The organism is Micromonospora rifamycinica (assembly GCF_900090265.1).
In the GTDB taxonomy this organism is placed as follows: Bacteria; Actinomycetota; Actinomycetes; order Mycobacteriales; family Micromonosporaceae; genus Micromonospora; species Micromonospora rifamycinica.
The window spans coordinates 1,023,233-1,038,328 of the sequence record NZ_LT607752.1 but is presented as its reverse complement, the minus strand read 5'-3'; the positions used below and the strand labels follow the sequence as shown (position 1 = coordinate 1,038,328).

The window sequence follows — 15,096 nt, the reverse complement described above, 5'->3', positions numbered from 1 at the left end:
TTGTTTTTTCGGAGCCTTTGGATGAGCGGAAGCTTGTTGAAGGTTGCCAGGCATGGCCTGGCCTCGCATACCGGGTCCTGTGGGGCTGTTTGGTGTGGGGTCGTGGGGTTGTGGGTTGGTTGTTTGTTGAGAATTGCACAGTGGACGCGAGCATCTTTGTGGTCAAGTTGTCAAGGGCGAACGGTGGATGCCTTGGCACCAGGAGCCGATGAAGGACGTGGGAGGCCGCGATAGGCCTGGGGGAGCTGTCAACCGAGCTGTGATCCCAGGGTGTCCGAATGGGGAAACCTGGCACCAGTCATGTGGTGTCACCTGCATCTGAACACATAGGGTGTATGGGGGGAACGCGGGGAAGTGAAACATCTCAGTACCCGTAGGAAGAGAAAACAAATAGTGATTCCGTGAGTAGTGGCGAGCGAAAGCGGATGTAGGCTAAACCGGTTGCGTGTGATACCTGTCAGGGGTTGCGTGGTCGGGGTTGTGGGACCCTGCTGAACAGGCTGACACTTGTTCGAGGAGTTATCAAGTTGGTGGCTAGCCGAACAGTCTGGAATGGCTGACCGTAGGCGGTGAGAGTCCGGTAGGTGAAAGTTGCTGACCTTCTGTGGGTGTTCCCGAGTAGCGGCGGACTCCTGAAATCTGCCGTGAATCTGCCAGGACCACCTGGTAAGCCTAAATACTTCCTGGTGACCGATAGCGGACGAGTACCGTGAGGGAATGGTGAAAAGTACCCCGGGAGGGGAGTGAAATAGTACCTGAAACCGTTCGCCTACAATCCGTCGGAGCCTTGCGGGGTGACGGCGTGCCTTTTGAAGAATGAGCCTGCGAGTTAGTGGCATGTGGCGAGGTTAACCCGTGTGGGGTAGCCGTAGCGAAAGCGAGTCTGAAGAGGGCGTTGTAGTCGCATGTTCTAGACCCGAAGCGGAGTGATCTAGCCATGGGCAGGCTGAAGCGCGGGTAAGACCGCGTGGAGGGCCGAACCCACCAACGTTGAAAAGTTGGGGGATGATCTGTGGTTAGGGGTGAAAGGCCAATCAAACTCCGTGATAGCTGGTTCTCCCCGAAATGCATTTAGGTGCAGCGTCGTGTGTTTCTTGCCGGAGGTAGAGCACTGGATGGTCTAGGGGGCCTACAAGCTTACCGAAATCAGCCAAACTCCGAATGCCGGTAAGTGAGAGCGCGGCAGTGAGACTGCGGGGGATAAGCTTCGTAGTCGAGAGGGAAACAGCCCAGATCACCAGCTAAGGCCCCTAAGCGTGTGCTAAGTGGAAAAGGATGTGGGGTCGCATAGACAACCAGGAGGTTGGCTTAGAAGCAGCCATCCTTTAAAGAGTGCGTAATAGCTCACTGGTCAAGTGGTTCCGCGCCGACAATGTAGCGGGGCTCAAGCACACCGCCGAAGCTGTGGCACTCACATGATACTTCGTCAGGCATTTTGGTGTCTGGTGCAGGTGTGTGGGTGGGTAGGGGAGCGTCGTGCCGGGGGTGAAGCAGCGGGGTGACCTAGTTGTGGACGCGGCACGAGTGAGAATGCAGGCATGAGTAGCGAAAGAAGGGTGAGAAACCCTTCCGCCGGATGACCAAGGGTTCCAGGGCCAGGCTAATCCGCCCTGGGTGAGTCGGGACCTAAGGCGAGGCCGAGAGGCGTAGTCGATGGACAACGGGTTGATATTCCCGTACCCGCGAAGGAGCGCCCGTGATGAACCTTGCTGTGCTAACCACCTGAACTGTTGGCGGTTTTCGGACCGAGAATGGGGAGGCTGGGAACCTGGTGGGTAGTAGTCAAGCGATGGGGTGACGCAGGAAGGTAGCTGAGCCCGGCCGGTGGTTGTGCCGGGGTAAGCGTGTAGGCCGTGCCGTAGGTAAATCCGCGGTACACAGGGCTGAGACGTGATGCCGAGCCGATTCAGGTGAAGTCAGTGATCCTATGCTGCCGAGAAAAGCCTCTAGCGAGTTCTTAGCGGCCCGTACCCCAAACCGACACAGGTGGTCAGGTAGAGAATACCGAGGCGATCGGGCGAACTGTGGTTAAGGAACTCGGCAAATTGCCCCCGTAACTTAGGGAGAAGGGGGGCCGGAGACGTGAAGCCCCGTGCGGGTGGAGCGTTGTATGGCCGCAGAGAGCAGGGGGAAGCGACTGTTTACTAAAAACACAGGTCCATGCGAAGAAGTAATTCGATGTATATGGACTGACGCCTGCCCGGTGCTGGAACGTTAAGGGGACCTGTTAGCTCCTTTTGGGGGCGAGGCGGAGAACTTAAGCGCCAGTAAACGGCGGTGGTAACTATAACCATCCTAAGGTAGCGAAATTCCTTGTCGGGTAAGTTCCGACCTGCACGAATGGCGTAACGACTTCCCCACTGTCTCAACCACAGGCCCGGCGAAATTGCAGTACGAGTAAAGATGCTCGTTACGCGCGGCAGGACGGAAAGACCCCGGGACCTTTACTATAGCTTGACATTGGTATCTGAATGGGCTTGTGTAGGATAGGTGGGAGCCGGTGAAACCTGTACGCCAGTATGGGTGGAGGCAATCTTGAAATACCACTCTGGTTGATTTGGGTATCTAACTTCGGACCGTTATCCGGTTCAGGGACAGTGTCTGGTGGGTAGTTTAACTGGGGCGGTTGCCTCCTAAAGGGTAACGGAGGCGCCCAAAGGTTCCCTCAGCCTGGTTGGCAATCAGGTGTTGAGTGCAAGTACACAAGGGAGCTTGACTGTGAGACTGACAGGTCGAGCAGGGACGAAAGTCGGGACTAGTGATCCGGCACTTGCGTGTGGAAGCGGTGTCGCTCAACGGATAAAAGGTACCCCGGGGATAACAGGCTGATCTTCCCCAAGAGTCCATATCGACGGGATGGTTTGGCACCTCGATGTCGGCTCGTCGCATCCTGGGGCTGTAGCAGGTCCCAAGGGTTGGGCTGTTCGCCCATTAAAGCGGTACGCGAGCTGGGTTTAGAACGTCGTGAGACAGTTCGGTCCCTATCCGCCGTGCGCGTAGGATACTTGAGAAGGGCTGTCCCTAGTACGAGAGGACCGGGACGGACGAACCTCTGGTGTGCCAGTTGTCCCGCCAGGGGCACGGCTGGTTAGCTACGTTCGGAAGGGATAACCGCTGAAAGCATCTAAGCGGGAAGCCTGCTTCAAGATGAGGTATCCCATCCCACTTTGTGGGGGTAAGGCCCCCAGCTAGACGACTGGGTTGATAGGCCGGAAATGTAAGCTCGGTAACGGGTTCAGTTGACCGGTACTAATAGGCCGAGGACTTGACAACAAGGCTGCTACGCGTCCACTGTGCAACTCTGAACAAATACCAGACAACCCCTCACACGCTGGGTGTGGGTGTGTGTGTTGTTTGATATGTTCATAAGGTTACGGCGGTCATGGCGGAGGGGAAACGCCCGGTTACATTCCGAACCCGGAAGCTAAGCCCTCCAGCGCCGATGGTACTGCACTCGGGAGGGTGTGGGAGAGTAGGACACCGCCGGACAATCTTTCAGTCGAGGGCCGCCCCATCCGGGTCGGCCCTCGACTGCGTAGCGTCGTCGGTGACGCAATCAGGAAATACCCATCCCCGGACAGGGGATGGGTATTGTGCGTTGTGCTCCTTTCCTGGGAGTCGACCCTTGCTCTTGCCTTGTCGATCCCGACGGGGTGGCCGGGCCGAGATCGCGCGTCCCGGAAAACGGGGACTTACTGCATGCTCCACTCCTGACGGGCTTCATCCATTTTTGCGACTCCAGTCCGTCGTCATTCTGACAGTTGTGGCTTATTTGGCTCTCCGTTGGGAAAATGTCATGAGTGGAAGAACTGACGAGCCGGAAACAGCTGTCATCGGATTCGGATGCTGGCCGATCAGCAAAACCGGAATCGAACTCATGTCCACCGACTATTCGGGTGGTGGTGGTGGGGCCGCCCGGTCTGTTGCGTACCGCGTTGGCGGCGGTGCTGGCCGCGACCCCCGGCTTCGAACTGGCCGGGGAGAGCGATCCTGACCGCCACCTCGCCGAGGGCGTGATCACCCGGCGTCCGCACGTGGTCCTGGTCGACCTGGACGCGATCGACGACCCCGCGACCCTGACCGGGCAGCTGCACGCGCGGCTACCGGAGTGCGCGGTGGTGGTGCTGACCTCCCGACGGACCGCCCGGGTATTGCGCCGGGCACTAGGGGCGCGGGTGCGTGGAGTCATCGCCAAGGATGTGCCGCCCCAGGAATTGCTGGACCAGCTACGGCTGGTCGCCGAGGGGCGACGGGCGATCGATCCGGTGACCGCGTTGGCCGCGCTCGACGCCGCGGTCAATCCGTTGAACGAGCGGGAGCGCGAGGTGACCGCCGCTGCGGCCCGTGGCCTGTCGACAAAGGAGATCGCCGGCCAGCTGCACCTCGCCCCCGGCACGGTGCGAAACCACCTGTCCGCGGTGCTGCGCAAGACCGGTGCCCGTAACCGGTGGGAGGCTGTCCAGCGGGCGCAGGACGCCGGCTGGATCTGAATGCCGGTGGGAAGGGGTGTCGGACACGTTACGAAGTCAATAAGATTCCCAACCGTGCGTCATCGAGTGCACACATTTCGTCAACACGGGGTTTATGTCGGGAGTCGCTTATGGTTCGCACGCTGCTCGCTCTCCAGGGCGGATTGCTCCGCGGGGCGCTCGCGCAGGTGCTCTCCGCCGAACACGACATCGAGATCGTGGGCGAGGTGGACAGTCCGCGTCGGCTGAGGGCGGCTGTCCGGGCCGAACGTCCCGACGTCGCCGTGGTCGAGTTCGACATGCTGACCGTGGCGGAACTGGTCCGCCTGGCTACCGCCGAGCCCACCGCCGAATCCCCGCTGGACGCCCGGGTGGAGTCCGGCACCGCCCCGGCCGCCGGGAAGAGGCGGGCCGTCGTCCCGACCGCCCGGGAGAAACCGGGCGCCGATCCGACCGCCCGGGAGCTGGACACCGATCCGACCGCCCGGGAGGAGCCGGGTGCCGATCCGGTTGTCACCGCACATGCCGGCTCCGGGTCGCCGTCCCGGCCCGCCGGCCCACCGGTGGGGGCGCTGCTGGTCCTGGTGGAGCAGCGACGTGCCGGTCGGCTGGGGCCGCTGCTCGCCGAGCACGGCCACCGGATCGGCTTCCTGAGCCGGGAGGTGCCGCCCGGTCGGATCGTCGACGGGGTCCGTCAGCTCGCGGAGGGGCGGGTCGTCCTCGACCCCGACCTGGTGGTCGCGGCCCTGGAGGTCGCCGACAGCCCGTTGACCAACCGGGAACGGGAGGTGCTCGACGTGGTGGCCGAGGGGCATCCGGTCCAGGAGATCGCCGAGCGGTTGGTGCTGTCGGCCGGAACGGTACGCAACCACCTGTCCCGGATCATGGCGAAGACCGGGGCGCGGACCCGCTGGGAAGCGGTGCGGATCGCCCGCGAGTCGGGTTGGTTGTGACCGCCTCCGGCGGCGTGGTCCCCTGGTCGCCGTAGCCGACCAGAGCACCGTAGGCCGGGGACCGGGCAAGCAGTCCCTGATGGGTGTCCAGCAGCGCGGCCCGCCCATCGAGCAGCAGTACCCGCCGGGCGCGCAGCGCCGAGCTGACCCGGTGGGCGATCACCACGAGGGTGCCGGGCCGGGCGGCGAAGGCACCCTCCAGCCGGGCCTCGGTCGCCGGATCGAGATGACAGGTCGCCTCGTCGAGGATGACCAGCGCGGCGGGGGAGAGCCAGGCCCGTAGGAGCGCCAACTGCTGGCGTTCCCCCGCGGACAGGTCGGCCGGGCGCAGCAACGCGTCGTAGCCGCCGAGGCGGGCGAGCAGGCCGGTGAGGCCCAGCCGGGCCGCCGCCCGGTCCATCGCGTCGTCCGGCAGGCCGGGGACCAGATAGTCGATGTTCTCCCGGAGCGTGCCGGTGAAGACGTACGCCTCCTGCGGGATGAGCACCCGCCGGTCGGCGAGCTGGCGCGGGGTGGCCCCGGCCACCGGCGAACCGCCGACGTGGACGGTGCCGGACTGCGGGTGCAGCACCCCGGCGACCAGGCCCGCCAGTGTCGACTTGCCGATCCCGCTGGCCCCCACGATCACCAGGTGGTCTCCGGCGGGCACCTCGAGGTCGAGGTGGTCGAGCACCGGATCGGCGTGCGGACCGTACCGGAAGGTCACCGCACGCAGCGACAACGCCGACCCGGCCCGCGATGCCGGGGGCGGTGGCAGCGACCCGGCCGACCCGCGGCCGACGGTCGTGCCGGCGCCCGGGCAGGCGGCGGCGTCCCCACCGGCCGACCCGCAGCTGGCCGACCCGCAGGCGACGGCCGCACCGGGGGATGCGGAGGGGGCGGGCGGCGGTCCCGGCCGGTCGGTGGTGCCGTCGGACGACGCGGCGGCCTTCAGGAGCCGGTCGAGGGTGACGGCGAACCGCAGACCACCGGCGGCGACCCCCTGGACCAGGCTGTGCAGGGCCGGCTGCACCCCCCGCGTCACGTAGACCAGGGCGCCGAGCACCGCGCCCGGCCCCAGCTCCTGGCGGACCAGCCACGGCGTGGCCAGCAGCAGCGCCGGCACCGGCAGCCAGCCCCCCAGCGCGAGGGTCAGGCCGCGGGTGGCGGCCATGGTGGCCAGCCGTCGCTCCACCCGGGCCTGCGCGTCGACGGACGCCCCGACCCAGTCGGTCACCCGGTCCCGCGCGCCGCTGGCGGTGACGTCGCGGTGACCGGTCACCGCGGTCACCACGGCCCGGCCGAGCCGCTCGTCGGAGAGCACGTACTCCCGTTGCCGGGCCACCATCACCGGCAGCGCCACGGCGAACAGGCCGAGCCCCGCCAGCACCGGCACCGCCACCACCAGGGCCACCGGCGCGGCCAGCGAGAGCAGGCCGAGCACGGCGGCGCCGAAGGCGAACAGGAAACCGCGCACCACCATCAGCAGCCCGGCGTAGGTGTCCCGGACCAGCTCTACCTGGTGGGTCAGCCGGGCCACCGCCGCGTCGTCGGCCCGACCGCCGGCCGCGCCGGCCACCGCGCCGCGTACCACCCGGCGCAGCAGGTCGTCGCGGAACGGCTCCACCACCTCGCCGAGCAGCGCGTACGACCGGTGGGTGCCGGCCGCGCCGACCAGCACCGCGAGCCCGAGCAGCGCCAGCCAGGCCAGCCCGACCCCCGGTCGGCCGGCCAGGAAACCGCTGTCGACGGCGTGTGCGGTCAGCAGCCCGGACAGGGCCGCCGGCAGCACCTCGGCAGCCGACCAGCCGGCCAGCCGCCACAGCTGCGCCCGCCGGTCCCGCAGCGCGGCACGGGTCATGCCGGTCACCGTGGTCACGACCGGAACACCTCCCGGTAGTCGGGGTCGGTCCAGAGCACCGGGTGCGGGCCGACCGCCCGGATCCGCCCGTCGGCGACCCACGCCACCAGGTCGGCGCGGGCGGCCATGCCGAGGCGGTGGCTGACCACCACCCGGGTACGCCGGTCACCGGGACCGGTCAACGCCCGGGTCACCTGGTATTCGGTGGCGGTGTCCAGGCTGGACGTGGCGTCGTCGAGGATCAGCAGCCGTCCGGCGCGCAGCGCGCGGGCCAACCCGAGCCGCTGTCGTTCACCGCCGGACATGGCTACCTCGGCCAGCGGGGTGCCGTACCGGTCGGGCAGCCGTTCGACGAAGTCGTGGATGGCCGCGGCCCTGGCCAGCGGCGCCGGGTCCGCGCCCACCCCGACGGCGGCGCCGACCGTGTCGCCGACCAGCACCGGTCGTTCGAATCCGTAACCCACGGCGGTGTGCAGGGCGGCCGGGCTCAGCTCCGGCAGCGGCACCCCGTCCAGGAGTACGGTGCCGTCGTCCGGGTCGCGCAGCCGGCCGGCCACGGCGGCGAGCAGCGACTTGCCGGCCCCCGACGCGCCCACGACGACCAGCAGGGTGCCGCCGGGCACCGCCAGGTCCACCCGGTCGAGCAGGGGCCGGCCGTCGGCGTCACGCACGGTCACCCCGCGCAGTTCCAGGGTGCCCGGTCCGGGCGGCAGGCGACGGGTGCCGTACGGCCGGGCGGGTTCGGCGAGCACCTCGGCGGCCCGGCGGCAGCCGGCGCGGACCCGGACGGCGGTGTTCAGGGCGGCGACCACGGTGCCGAGGCCGGCACCGAGGGCGGCGTACTGGATGGCGGCCAGCAGCTCCCCGGGCGTCAACCGGCCGGCGGTCAGCGACAGCCCGCCGACGGCGACGATCGCGACCTGGAGCAGCGGATTGAGCACCGCGCCGCGGGTCGCCGCCCCGGCGAGCACCGTCCAGGTCCGCGTGCCGTGCCGGTGCAGGGCGGCGAGGGGGGTCAACACCCGGTCGACCTCCCGCTCGGCGGTGCCGGCGGCGGCGATGGTGCGCGCCCCGGCCAGCGTCTCCACCAGCCGGCCGGCGAGGTCCCCCTGGGCCTGCTGGTAGCCGGCGACGGCGGCGGAGGCGTCGGCGACGAAGCCGCGCAGCAGCAGGGCGAGCAGCAGCAGCCCCAGCACGAAGGTGCCGCCGAGCCACGGATCGATCAGGGTGAGCGCCACCAGGCTGCCCACCGGTGGCAGCGCCACGGTGGCGGCCGTCACGACCGTCGGTGCGGCCTGTCCGGCGTCGGCGACCTGCCCCACCACCCGGCCGGCCAGGTCGCCCACCGGGCGGCGGGCGGCGGTGCGTGGGTCGAGGGCGAACAGGTGCCGTACCAGGGTGTGCCGGAGGTGGGCCACCGACCGGGCGGTGGCCGCGCCGGTGCCGTAGTCGCGCAGCACGCCGGCGACGACCAGGAGGGCGATCAGTGCGGCCACGGCGGCCAGCCAGCGGCCGGGGGAGGCCTGCGGTGCGGTGCCGACGGCGGCGTCCACGGCCCGCCCCAGGACCGCCGGCAGGGCCAGTTCGGCCGCCGTCGCGGCCACGGTGGCCACGGTCAGCGTCGGGGTCCACCAGCCGGCGGCGCGAACGGCGTGCAGCAGGAGCCGGTCAGCCGGCGTCATCGCACCTCCCTCCTACGCCGCGCGGCCCCGGACCGGCGGGTGCCGGTCCGGGGCCATGCGATACCGGTCGATCAGTTGCAGGTGGTGACGCTCAGCGAGCTGTCGCCGCAGAGCAGCAGGCTGGCCTGGCTGCCGCCGCCGGTGCGCTCGGTGGCCGGGAGTTCCATCGCCTGGAGGTCGAGCAGAGCCATGGTCTTACCTCTTTCTCTCGAGAAGGACGTTCCTGGTGGTCAACTCGGTCGGGTCGTCGGTCGACGACCGCGACTCAGTTGCAGGTGGTGACGCTCAGCGAGCTGTCGCCGCAGAGCAGCAGGCTGGCCTGGCTGCCGCCGCCGGTGCGCTCGGTGGCCGGGAGTTCCATCGCCTGGAGGTCGAGCAGAGCCATGGTCTTACCTCTTTCTGTCGATGTGGATTCCTGTTTACGGAGGTGCCTGACGGTGAGGTCGGTCGGCCGTCGTGGTCGACGACCGTCACCTCAGTTGCAGGTCGTGACGCTCAGCGAGCTGTCGCCGCAGAGCAGCAGACTCGCCTGGCTCCCACCGCCGGTACGTCCGGCGGCCGGCAGCTCCATCCCCTGAAGGTCGAGCAGGGCCATGTCTTTCCTCCTTCCGTGGCTCGTCGGGTCGGGTGGACCCCGGGGTGACCCCCGGGGAGCGGGTGGGCCGTCAGTCGGCCGGGGTGGTGCCGTCGGGCCGGCGGGTCAGCAGCGGCAGCCGGACCGGATCGGTGGGCCGGGTGGCGGCCACGCCGGCCAGCACGCCGGCGGTGCCGGTGGCCAGGTCCATGGAGAGCCGCAGCAGCTGGTCGCCGGGGAAGGCGGTGCCACCGGCGTACGGCAGGGCGTGCCAGCCGAGCAGTCGCGCCTGGGTCCGGGCCGCCTCGTCCTCGCCCCGACCGGCCAGGTAGGCCACGATGCCGGCGCGGCCGGCGAACAGACCGGACTGGGCGTAGAACGGGAAGTCGGCGCAGCGGCGGATCGCGTCGGCCTGCTCGCGGAGGGTCTCGTCGGGCCGGTGGCGCAGGTACTGGTCGAGCACCAGCCCCACCCCGACGCTGCCCTCGGCGAGGTACGGCATGGTCCGCCAGCCCTCGTTGACCTCCAGGTGTCCCTCCTCGCGGCGGACACACCGACGCAGGTCCTGGCGCAGCGCGGTGGCGGCGTGGTCGAGCAACCGCTCGTCGGGTTCCCGCTCGTGCCGGCGCAGCAGCAGCAGGGCCACCCCGGCACCGCCGCGCATCAGTCCCGCGTACGGGTGCCGGCCGCCGCTGATCTCACCCACCGAGTCGACGTCGCCGAGTCGTTCGACGACCAGCTCGACGGCCCGCCGGGCGGCGGTGGCGTAGCGGGACTCGCCGGTCACCGCGGCGAAGTGGTCCAGGTTGAGCCCGACGCCGGCCAGGCCGCCCATCAGGTCGTTGCCGAGGTCCGTCCACGGTTCGTCGAGACAGCGGTCGAGCAGCCGGCGGGCCTCGTCGCGGCGTCCGAGCAGGTGCAGCACGTACGCCACCCCGTGCAGCCCGTCGTAGAAGCCGAGCCGGCTGCCGGAGGCGGGTTCCCGGACCCGGTCGACCAGCCAGTCGACGTGCCGGGGGTCGACGGGGGCGCCGGCGGCGTGCAACGCCCAGAGCACCCCGGCCGCGCCGTGGGCGAGGTTCAGCCCGCCGTCGGTGCCGCTGAACTGCCGGATGTCGCCGGGGAAGAGCCGGTCGTCGCGGTGCAGGGTGGCGCTGGCGGTGATCGCCCGGACCAGCCGGTCGCGCAGACCGGGCCAGTCGTCGGCCGGGTCGATCCGTACCACGTCGGGGGTCAGCGGCGTCGCCGCGACGGAGCGCGGTGCCGGGCCGGTGGCCGGCGCCGTGGTGGCCGGCGCCGTGGTGGCTGGCGGCGTGGTGGCGGTCGGCGTGGTGGCGGTCGGCGGGTCGCCGACGATCACCGCGACGGTCTGGTCGAGCACCGCCCGGTCGACCGGGAAGTTCTCGGCCACCAGGTCGGCCAGGTGCGCCGCCTTCTCCGGGGCCAGCCGCAGCATCGCGGTCAGCGGCAGGAACAGGGCCAGGCGCAGGCAGGCCAGGGCGTACCGGTCGACGGCGAAACCGACCCGGTCGCGGGGCGCGGCGAACGCCTGGTTGCGCAGGGCCGGTCGGCCCGCCTCGGCGGCCGGCGCGGCGACCTCGAAGTCGATCAGGGTGACCGCGCCGTCGTCGCCGACCATGATGTTGAACATGTGCAGGTCGCCGTAGACGATGCCGTGCGCGTGGATGGCCTCGACGGCCTCGGTGACCTGCCGGTGCACGTCCAGCGCCCAGCGGGTGTATTCGGCCCGGTCGGCGTCGGGGTGCACCAGCGGGTAGCGCTGCACGACGACCTTGTTGAGCGGGGCGCCCTCGACGTAGGCCAGGGCGAGGAACTCGTGGCCGCCGAAGCTGAACTCGTCGTGCACCCGGACCAGGTGCGGCACGTCGGCGAGCTGGCGCAGCACGGTGGCCTCCCGGCGCAGCCGGGTCACCGCGTCCGCCCCGGTGGCGTCGAGACCGGCGTAGGGGCGGGCCTCCTTCAGCACCACCCGGTCCCCGGTGCGGGTGTCCTGGGCCTGGTAGAGGCCGCCGCCGTTGGAGAAGTGGATGACCTTCTCGATCCGGTAGGGCAGTTCGGTGGTGCTGGCGGCGTTGCGGGCGGCCAGGTGCGGGGCGAGGAAGTCCGGCAGGGTGACCCAGTCGGGCAGGTGGAACACCGGGTCGCGGCGGTCCGGCACCAGGGTGCCGGTGGCGTCGGCGATGGCCGGTACCACCTGGCCCTCGGCCGACAGGCAGTAGCGGGCGGCGAAACCGCCGTAGCGCAGGTAGACCGGCCCGTCGCCGTAGCGCAGGTCGCTCAGGATGTACGGCCCCTGCTCACCGTGCAGCAGCGCCGCCAGCTCCTTGGCGGCCAGCTCCAGCTCGGCGTCGTCCCGCGGGTAGACGGTGACGAACTTGCCGCTGCCGCCCCGACGGGCGTACTTGCTGTTGCGCATCAGCAGCATCCGGGGGCCGCGCAGGTGCTTGAACGGGATGCCGCGCGGCTGGCAGTAGTCCATCACCCGGGTCAGCACCCGCTCGGCGTTGTCCAGCCGGGCCGACACGTGGATCTTCCAACCCTGGGCCGGCAGGGTGCCGCCGACCGGGGCGTGGATCAGCCAGTCGTCCTTGACCTCGGATTCCCAGCCTGCGGGCTGCGGGCGGTCCGCGGCGTAGCCGATGCCGGTGGCGGTGGCGCTCGCGCTGGACAACGAGTCGTAGAAGAGCGGATCGACCGCGCAGTACGAGTCGTACCGTTCGTCCATCTCGGCTGCCTCCCGTCCCCTGATCGGTTCGTGTCGTCCCCTGTTCGGTTCGGGTCAATCCTGCAATCGGGGGACAGCGGGGCACAGTGTGATGCGTCATCGACCCAGGGTGAGATTCCGGCCGGAAACTCGTGACAATAGCGGAGTTTGAAATCGTGAATACGGCATCACCTGCGGGTCCGCGCACGGACGCTGCCCGGCCCAACCCCACCGGGCCCCTGACCCTTTCCCCCTGTCCACTCCCTCCCCAGGGCAACCCCGACGCGCGTCCCCCTCGGTGATCAAGAGGTTTGCGTCAGCCTCGCGGCGGGTTGGTGACCCGAACCTCTTGATCACCAACCCGCATCGCGCCCAGGTGGGGTGAGTGGTGTGTCGGACGGTGGTGATCAAGAGGTTTGCGTCAGTCCCGTGCCGGATTGCTGACGTAAACCTCTTGGTCACCGACCCGCCTCGCTGAGTGGGGCGAGGTGGTGGGGCCGGTTGGGTCGGCGGTGTGCCCCGGCCCCGGTGATCAAGACGTCTGTCCTGAATGGCGCGGCGGTTGGCCGGGCGGTGGGCGCGGCGGATCTCCGCCTCCTGGTAACGGTGGTGGTCTCCGGGAGCACAGGGCGGACCGGCCGGGGCGCAACGCCCACGTCCACCCCTACGAAGACGAGGTAGGCCCGCCGGGACAACCGGGTGCCGGGTGCCGGGTGCCGGGTGCCGGATGCCGGATGCCGGGCGGTCGGGGTGCGGCCGGCGGGACGGGGCTGCCCGTGCACGACGAAACGCCGGCCGGCAGGGTCCGGTCAGGACCCCGCCGACTGGCGGGACGGGCGGTGCGGTTACCGGTCGCCGGTGGCGGCGGTGTACGGGCGGCGGGCCAGCCCGGAGTGCACCATGGTGGTGAGGGTGACGATGTCGTAGACCGGCACCCCGAGCCGGGCCTGCACCAGGTGCGCGAACGGCACCAGGTCGGTGCACTCGATGACCAGCGCGCCCAGGTCCGGCCCGGCCAGCGACGCCGCCCGCTCCAGCACCTCGGCGGCCAGCCGGTCCACGTCCAGGGCGTCGCGTCGGCCCTCCAGCATCACCTCGCGGAACTCCGGGGCGTCCGCCATCCCGGCCACCCGGATCGGCACGTCCTGCGCCCCGATCGCGGCCAGGTGCCGGGGGGTCAGCGCCGCCGCGTCGGCGGTCAGCACGCCGACCGTCCGGCCCGGACCGAGCATCCGGTGCACCAGCGGCAGCTGGAGTAGGCTCGACGAGTGCAGCGGCACGTCCACGGCGGCGGCCAGCTCGGCCTGGAACAGCACCAGAAAGCCGCATGCCCCGGTGATCGCGGCCACCCCGGCGGCCTGGAGATCCCGGGCGGCAGAGACGAACGGTTCCAGCAGGGTCGGGTCGGCCTCGCGGACCAGCCGCTGCGGGGTGGCCCCCTCGACGACCCGGTAGACCACCGGGAAGTCGAAGGTGGCCGGGTTGCGGATGTGCCCCGGGATCTTGTCGAAGCTGGTCTGGAGGCAGAGCACCCCGACCGCCGGGGCGCTCACCGGTGCCCCCGGCGGTGCCGGTCCACCGCGAAGGTCGCCGTCGGCACGTCCGGGGGCGTGCCGGTGACGAGCTGGGCGAGCAGCCGGCCCCCGGCCGGGGCCAGCCCCATCCCGATGTGCCCGTGCCCGGTGGCGACGCTGACGTTGCGGTACGACCCGAGCCGGCCGATCAACGGCAGGCTGTCCGGGGTGCACGGCCGCAGCCCGGTCCACACCTGCACCTGACCGTCGGTGTCCATCGCCGGCAGGTACGACCGCACGGTCCGCAGGATCCCCGCCACCCGGCGCGGGGACACGGTGGTGTCCAGCCCGGTCAGCTCCAGGGTGCCGGCGAGCCGGACCCGGTCACCCAACGGCATGATCGCCACCTTCCCCTCGTTGAGCAGCACCGGCAGTGTGGGGGTGGTCGGGCCGGCGTCGACGGTCACCGCGTACCCCTTGGCGGGTTGCAGCGGCAGGCCGACGCCGAGCTGGCGGGCGCAGGCCGCCGACCACACCCCGGCGGCGAGCACCACCTCACCGGGACGCAGGTCACCCCGGCTGGTGCGGACCGCGCGGACCTGCCGGTCGACGATGTGGAAACCCTTTACCTCGGTGTCGGTGAGGATCTCCACCCCCGCGGCGCGCAACAGCCGGGCGAAGGCCACCAGGAACGCCGGGATGCGCAGGGCCGCCCCCTCCTCGTTGAGCAGCGCCCCGGCGACGGCGAACTCCACCCCCGGCGTCAGCCGGGCCAGCTCCGCCCGGTCCAGCACCCGCAGCGGCACCCCGCGGGCCACCGCCGCCGGCAGCGTCGCCCGCGCCTGCGCGTACCCCTCGGGGGTCTTGCAGGCCAGCACCATGCCGCGGGCGGTGAGGGTGTCGGCCAGCTCGTCGTGGGCGCAGACCTCCCGCAGGATGGCCAGGCTGCGTTGCTTGAGGTCGAGCAGCACCTCGAAGCCGGCGCGGGCCTGCCGCTCGGTGCAGTGCCGGCGGAAGTGCCAGAGCCAGGTCAGCAGCTCCCGGTCGAGCCGGGGCCGGACGTGGAACGGGCTCTCCGGGTCGAGCAGCCAGCGCAGCCCCTTGGCCGGCACGCCGGGCTCGGCCAGCGGCGCGGCGCCCTGGGTGCCGACGAAGCCGGTGTTCCCCGACGAGCAGGCGGCCGGGTCACCGACCCCGCCCCGGTCCACCACGGTCACCGTCAGCCCGGCCCGCCGCAGGAACCAGGCGCAGAACAGCCCGGCCACGCCCGCGCCGACGACCAGCACGTCGGGATCGTCGCGCCCGGGTACGTCGCCCGGCGCGGGCGTCGTCGCCACGT

Annotated in this window: 10 protein-coding genes, 2 rRNA genes and 1 pseudogene; 4 read left to right on the top strand and 9 right to left on the bottom strand. The window is 70.1% G+C overall.

Annotated features, from left to right (window positions below):
• Window positions 1-160 precede the first annotated feature (160 nt).
• From GA0070623_RS04370 to GA0070623_RS04355, 4 genes are all read left to right on the top strand, one after another.
• A 23S ribosomal RNA gene (locus GA0070623_RS04370) occupies window positions 161-3,273 on the top strand.
• A gap of 99 nt (window positions 3,274-3,372) precedes the next feature.
• A 5S ribosomal RNA gene (gene rrf / locus GA0070623_RS04365) occupies window positions 3,373-3,489 on the top strand.
• 410 nt (window positions 3,490-3,899) lie between these two features.
• Entirely contained in the window at window positions 3,900-4,490 is a 591-nt protein-coding gene (locus tag GA0070623_RS04360; protein ID WP_172898363.1) for a response regulator transcription factor, read from the top strand.
• A gap of 110 nt (window positions 4,491-4,600) precedes the next feature.
• Complete coding sequence (locus GA0070623_RS04355; protein WP_067312689.1) at window positions 4,601-5,422, top strand: response regulator transcription factor; 822 nt, start codon at window positions 4,601-4,603, stop codon at window positions 5,420-5,422.
• Here the strand turns inward: GA0070623_RS04355 and GA0070623_RS04350 are convergent.
• The 9 genes and pseudogenes from GA0070623_RS04350 to GA0070623_RS04310 all read right to left on the bottom strand — a co-directional run bounded on the left by GA0070623_RS04350 (window position 5,352) and on the right by GA0070623_RS04310 (window position 15,094).
• Complete coding sequence (locus GA0070623_RS04350; RefSeq protein WP_231932657.1) at window positions 5,352-7,280, bottom strand: ATP-binding cassette domain-containing protein; 1,929 nt, start codon at window positions 7,278-7,280, stop codon at window positions 5,352-5,354. The two genes, GA0070623_RS04355 and GA0070623_RS04350, sit on opposite strands and share 71 nt — an antisense overlap.
• Window positions 7,277-8,944 (bottom strand): ABC transporter ATP-binding protein, encoded by a 1,668-nt coding sequence (locus tag GA0070623_RS04345; protein ID WP_067312691.1) that lies wholly within the window; start codon window positions 8,942-8,944, stop codon window positions 7,277-7,279. Before GA0070623_RS04345 ends, GA0070623_RS04350 begins: the two co-directional genes overlap by 4 nt.
• A gap of 71 nt (window positions 8,945-9,015) precedes the next feature.
• Window positions 9,016-9,135, bottom strand: coding sequence for a SapB/AmfS family lanthipeptide (locus tag GA0070623_RS04340; protein WP_067312693.1), 120 nt, complete (start codon window positions 9,133-9,135; stop codon window positions 9,016-9,018).
• A 74-nt stretch (window positions 9,136-9,209) separates the two neighbouring features.
• Complete coding sequence (locus tag GA0070623_RS04335) at window positions 9,210-9,329, bottom strand: SapB/AmfS family lanthipeptide (RefSeq protein WP_067312693.1); 120 nt, start codon at window positions 9,327-9,329, stop codon at window positions 9,210-9,212.
• A gap of 90 nt (window positions 9,330-9,419) precedes the next feature.
• On the bottom strand, window positions 9,420-9,539 hold the full coding sequence (locus GA0070623_RS04330; protein WP_067312695.1) for a SapB/AmfS family lanthipeptide: 120 nt from the start codon (window positions 9,537-9,539) through the stop codon (window positions 9,420-9,422).
• A gap of 70 nt (window positions 9,540-9,609) precedes the next feature.
• Complete coding sequence (gene lanKC / locus GA0070623_RS04325; protein WP_067312698.1) at window positions 9,610-12,264, bottom strand: class III lanthionine synthetase LanKC; 2,655 nt, start codon at window positions 12,262-12,264, stop codon at window positions 9,610-9,612.
• A 516-nt stretch (window positions 12,265-12,780) separates the two neighbouring features.
• Window positions 12,781-12,926: pseudogene (locus GA0070623_RS30785) on the bottom strand (acyl-CoA thioesterase); the annotation flags it as partial.
• A 162-nt stretch (window positions 12,927-13,088) separates the two neighbouring features.
• Window positions 13,089-13,796, bottom strand: coding sequence for an aspartate/glutamate racemase family protein (locus tag GA0070623_RS04315; protein WP_067312700.1), 708 nt, complete (start codon window positions 13,794-13,796; stop codon window positions 13,089-13,091).
• Window positions 13,793-15,094, bottom strand: a complete 1,302-nt coding sequence (locus tag GA0070623_RS04310; RefSeq protein ID WP_067312702.1) for an NAD(P)/FAD-dependent oxidoreductase — start codon at window positions 15,092-15,094, stop codon at window positions 13,793-13,795. The genes GA0070623_RS04315 and GA0070623_RS04310 overlap by 4 nt, the downstream gene beginning before the upstream one ends.
• Between the last annotated feature and the right edge of the window lie 2 nt (window positions 15,095-15,096).

Coding starts and splice junctions, on each gene's coding strand:
- GA0070623_RS04355 (WP_067312689.1), top strand. CDS start 4,601: ATGGTTCGCACGCTGCTCGCTCTCCAGGGCGGATTGCTCCGCGGGGCG.
- GA0070623_RS04345 (WP_067312691.1), bottom strand. CDS start 8,944: ATGACGCCGGCTGACCGGCTCCTGCTGCACGCCGTTCGCGCCGCCGGC.
- GA0070623_RS04340 (WP_067312693.1), bottom strand. CDS start 9,135: ATGGCTCTGCTCGACCTCCAGGCGATGGAACTCCCGGCCACCGAGCGC.
- GA0070623_RS04335 (WP_067312693.1), bottom strand. CDS start 9,329: ATGGCTCTGCTCGACCTCCAGGCGATGGAACTCCCGGCCACCGAGCGC.
- GA0070623_RS04330 (WP_067312695.1), bottom strand. CDS start 9,539: ATGGCCCTGCTCGACCTTCAGGGGATGGAGCTGCCGGCCGCCGGACGT.
- lanKC (WP_067312698.1), bottom strand. CDS start 12,264: ATGGACGAACGGTACGACTCGTACTGCGCGGTCGATCCGCTCTTCTAC.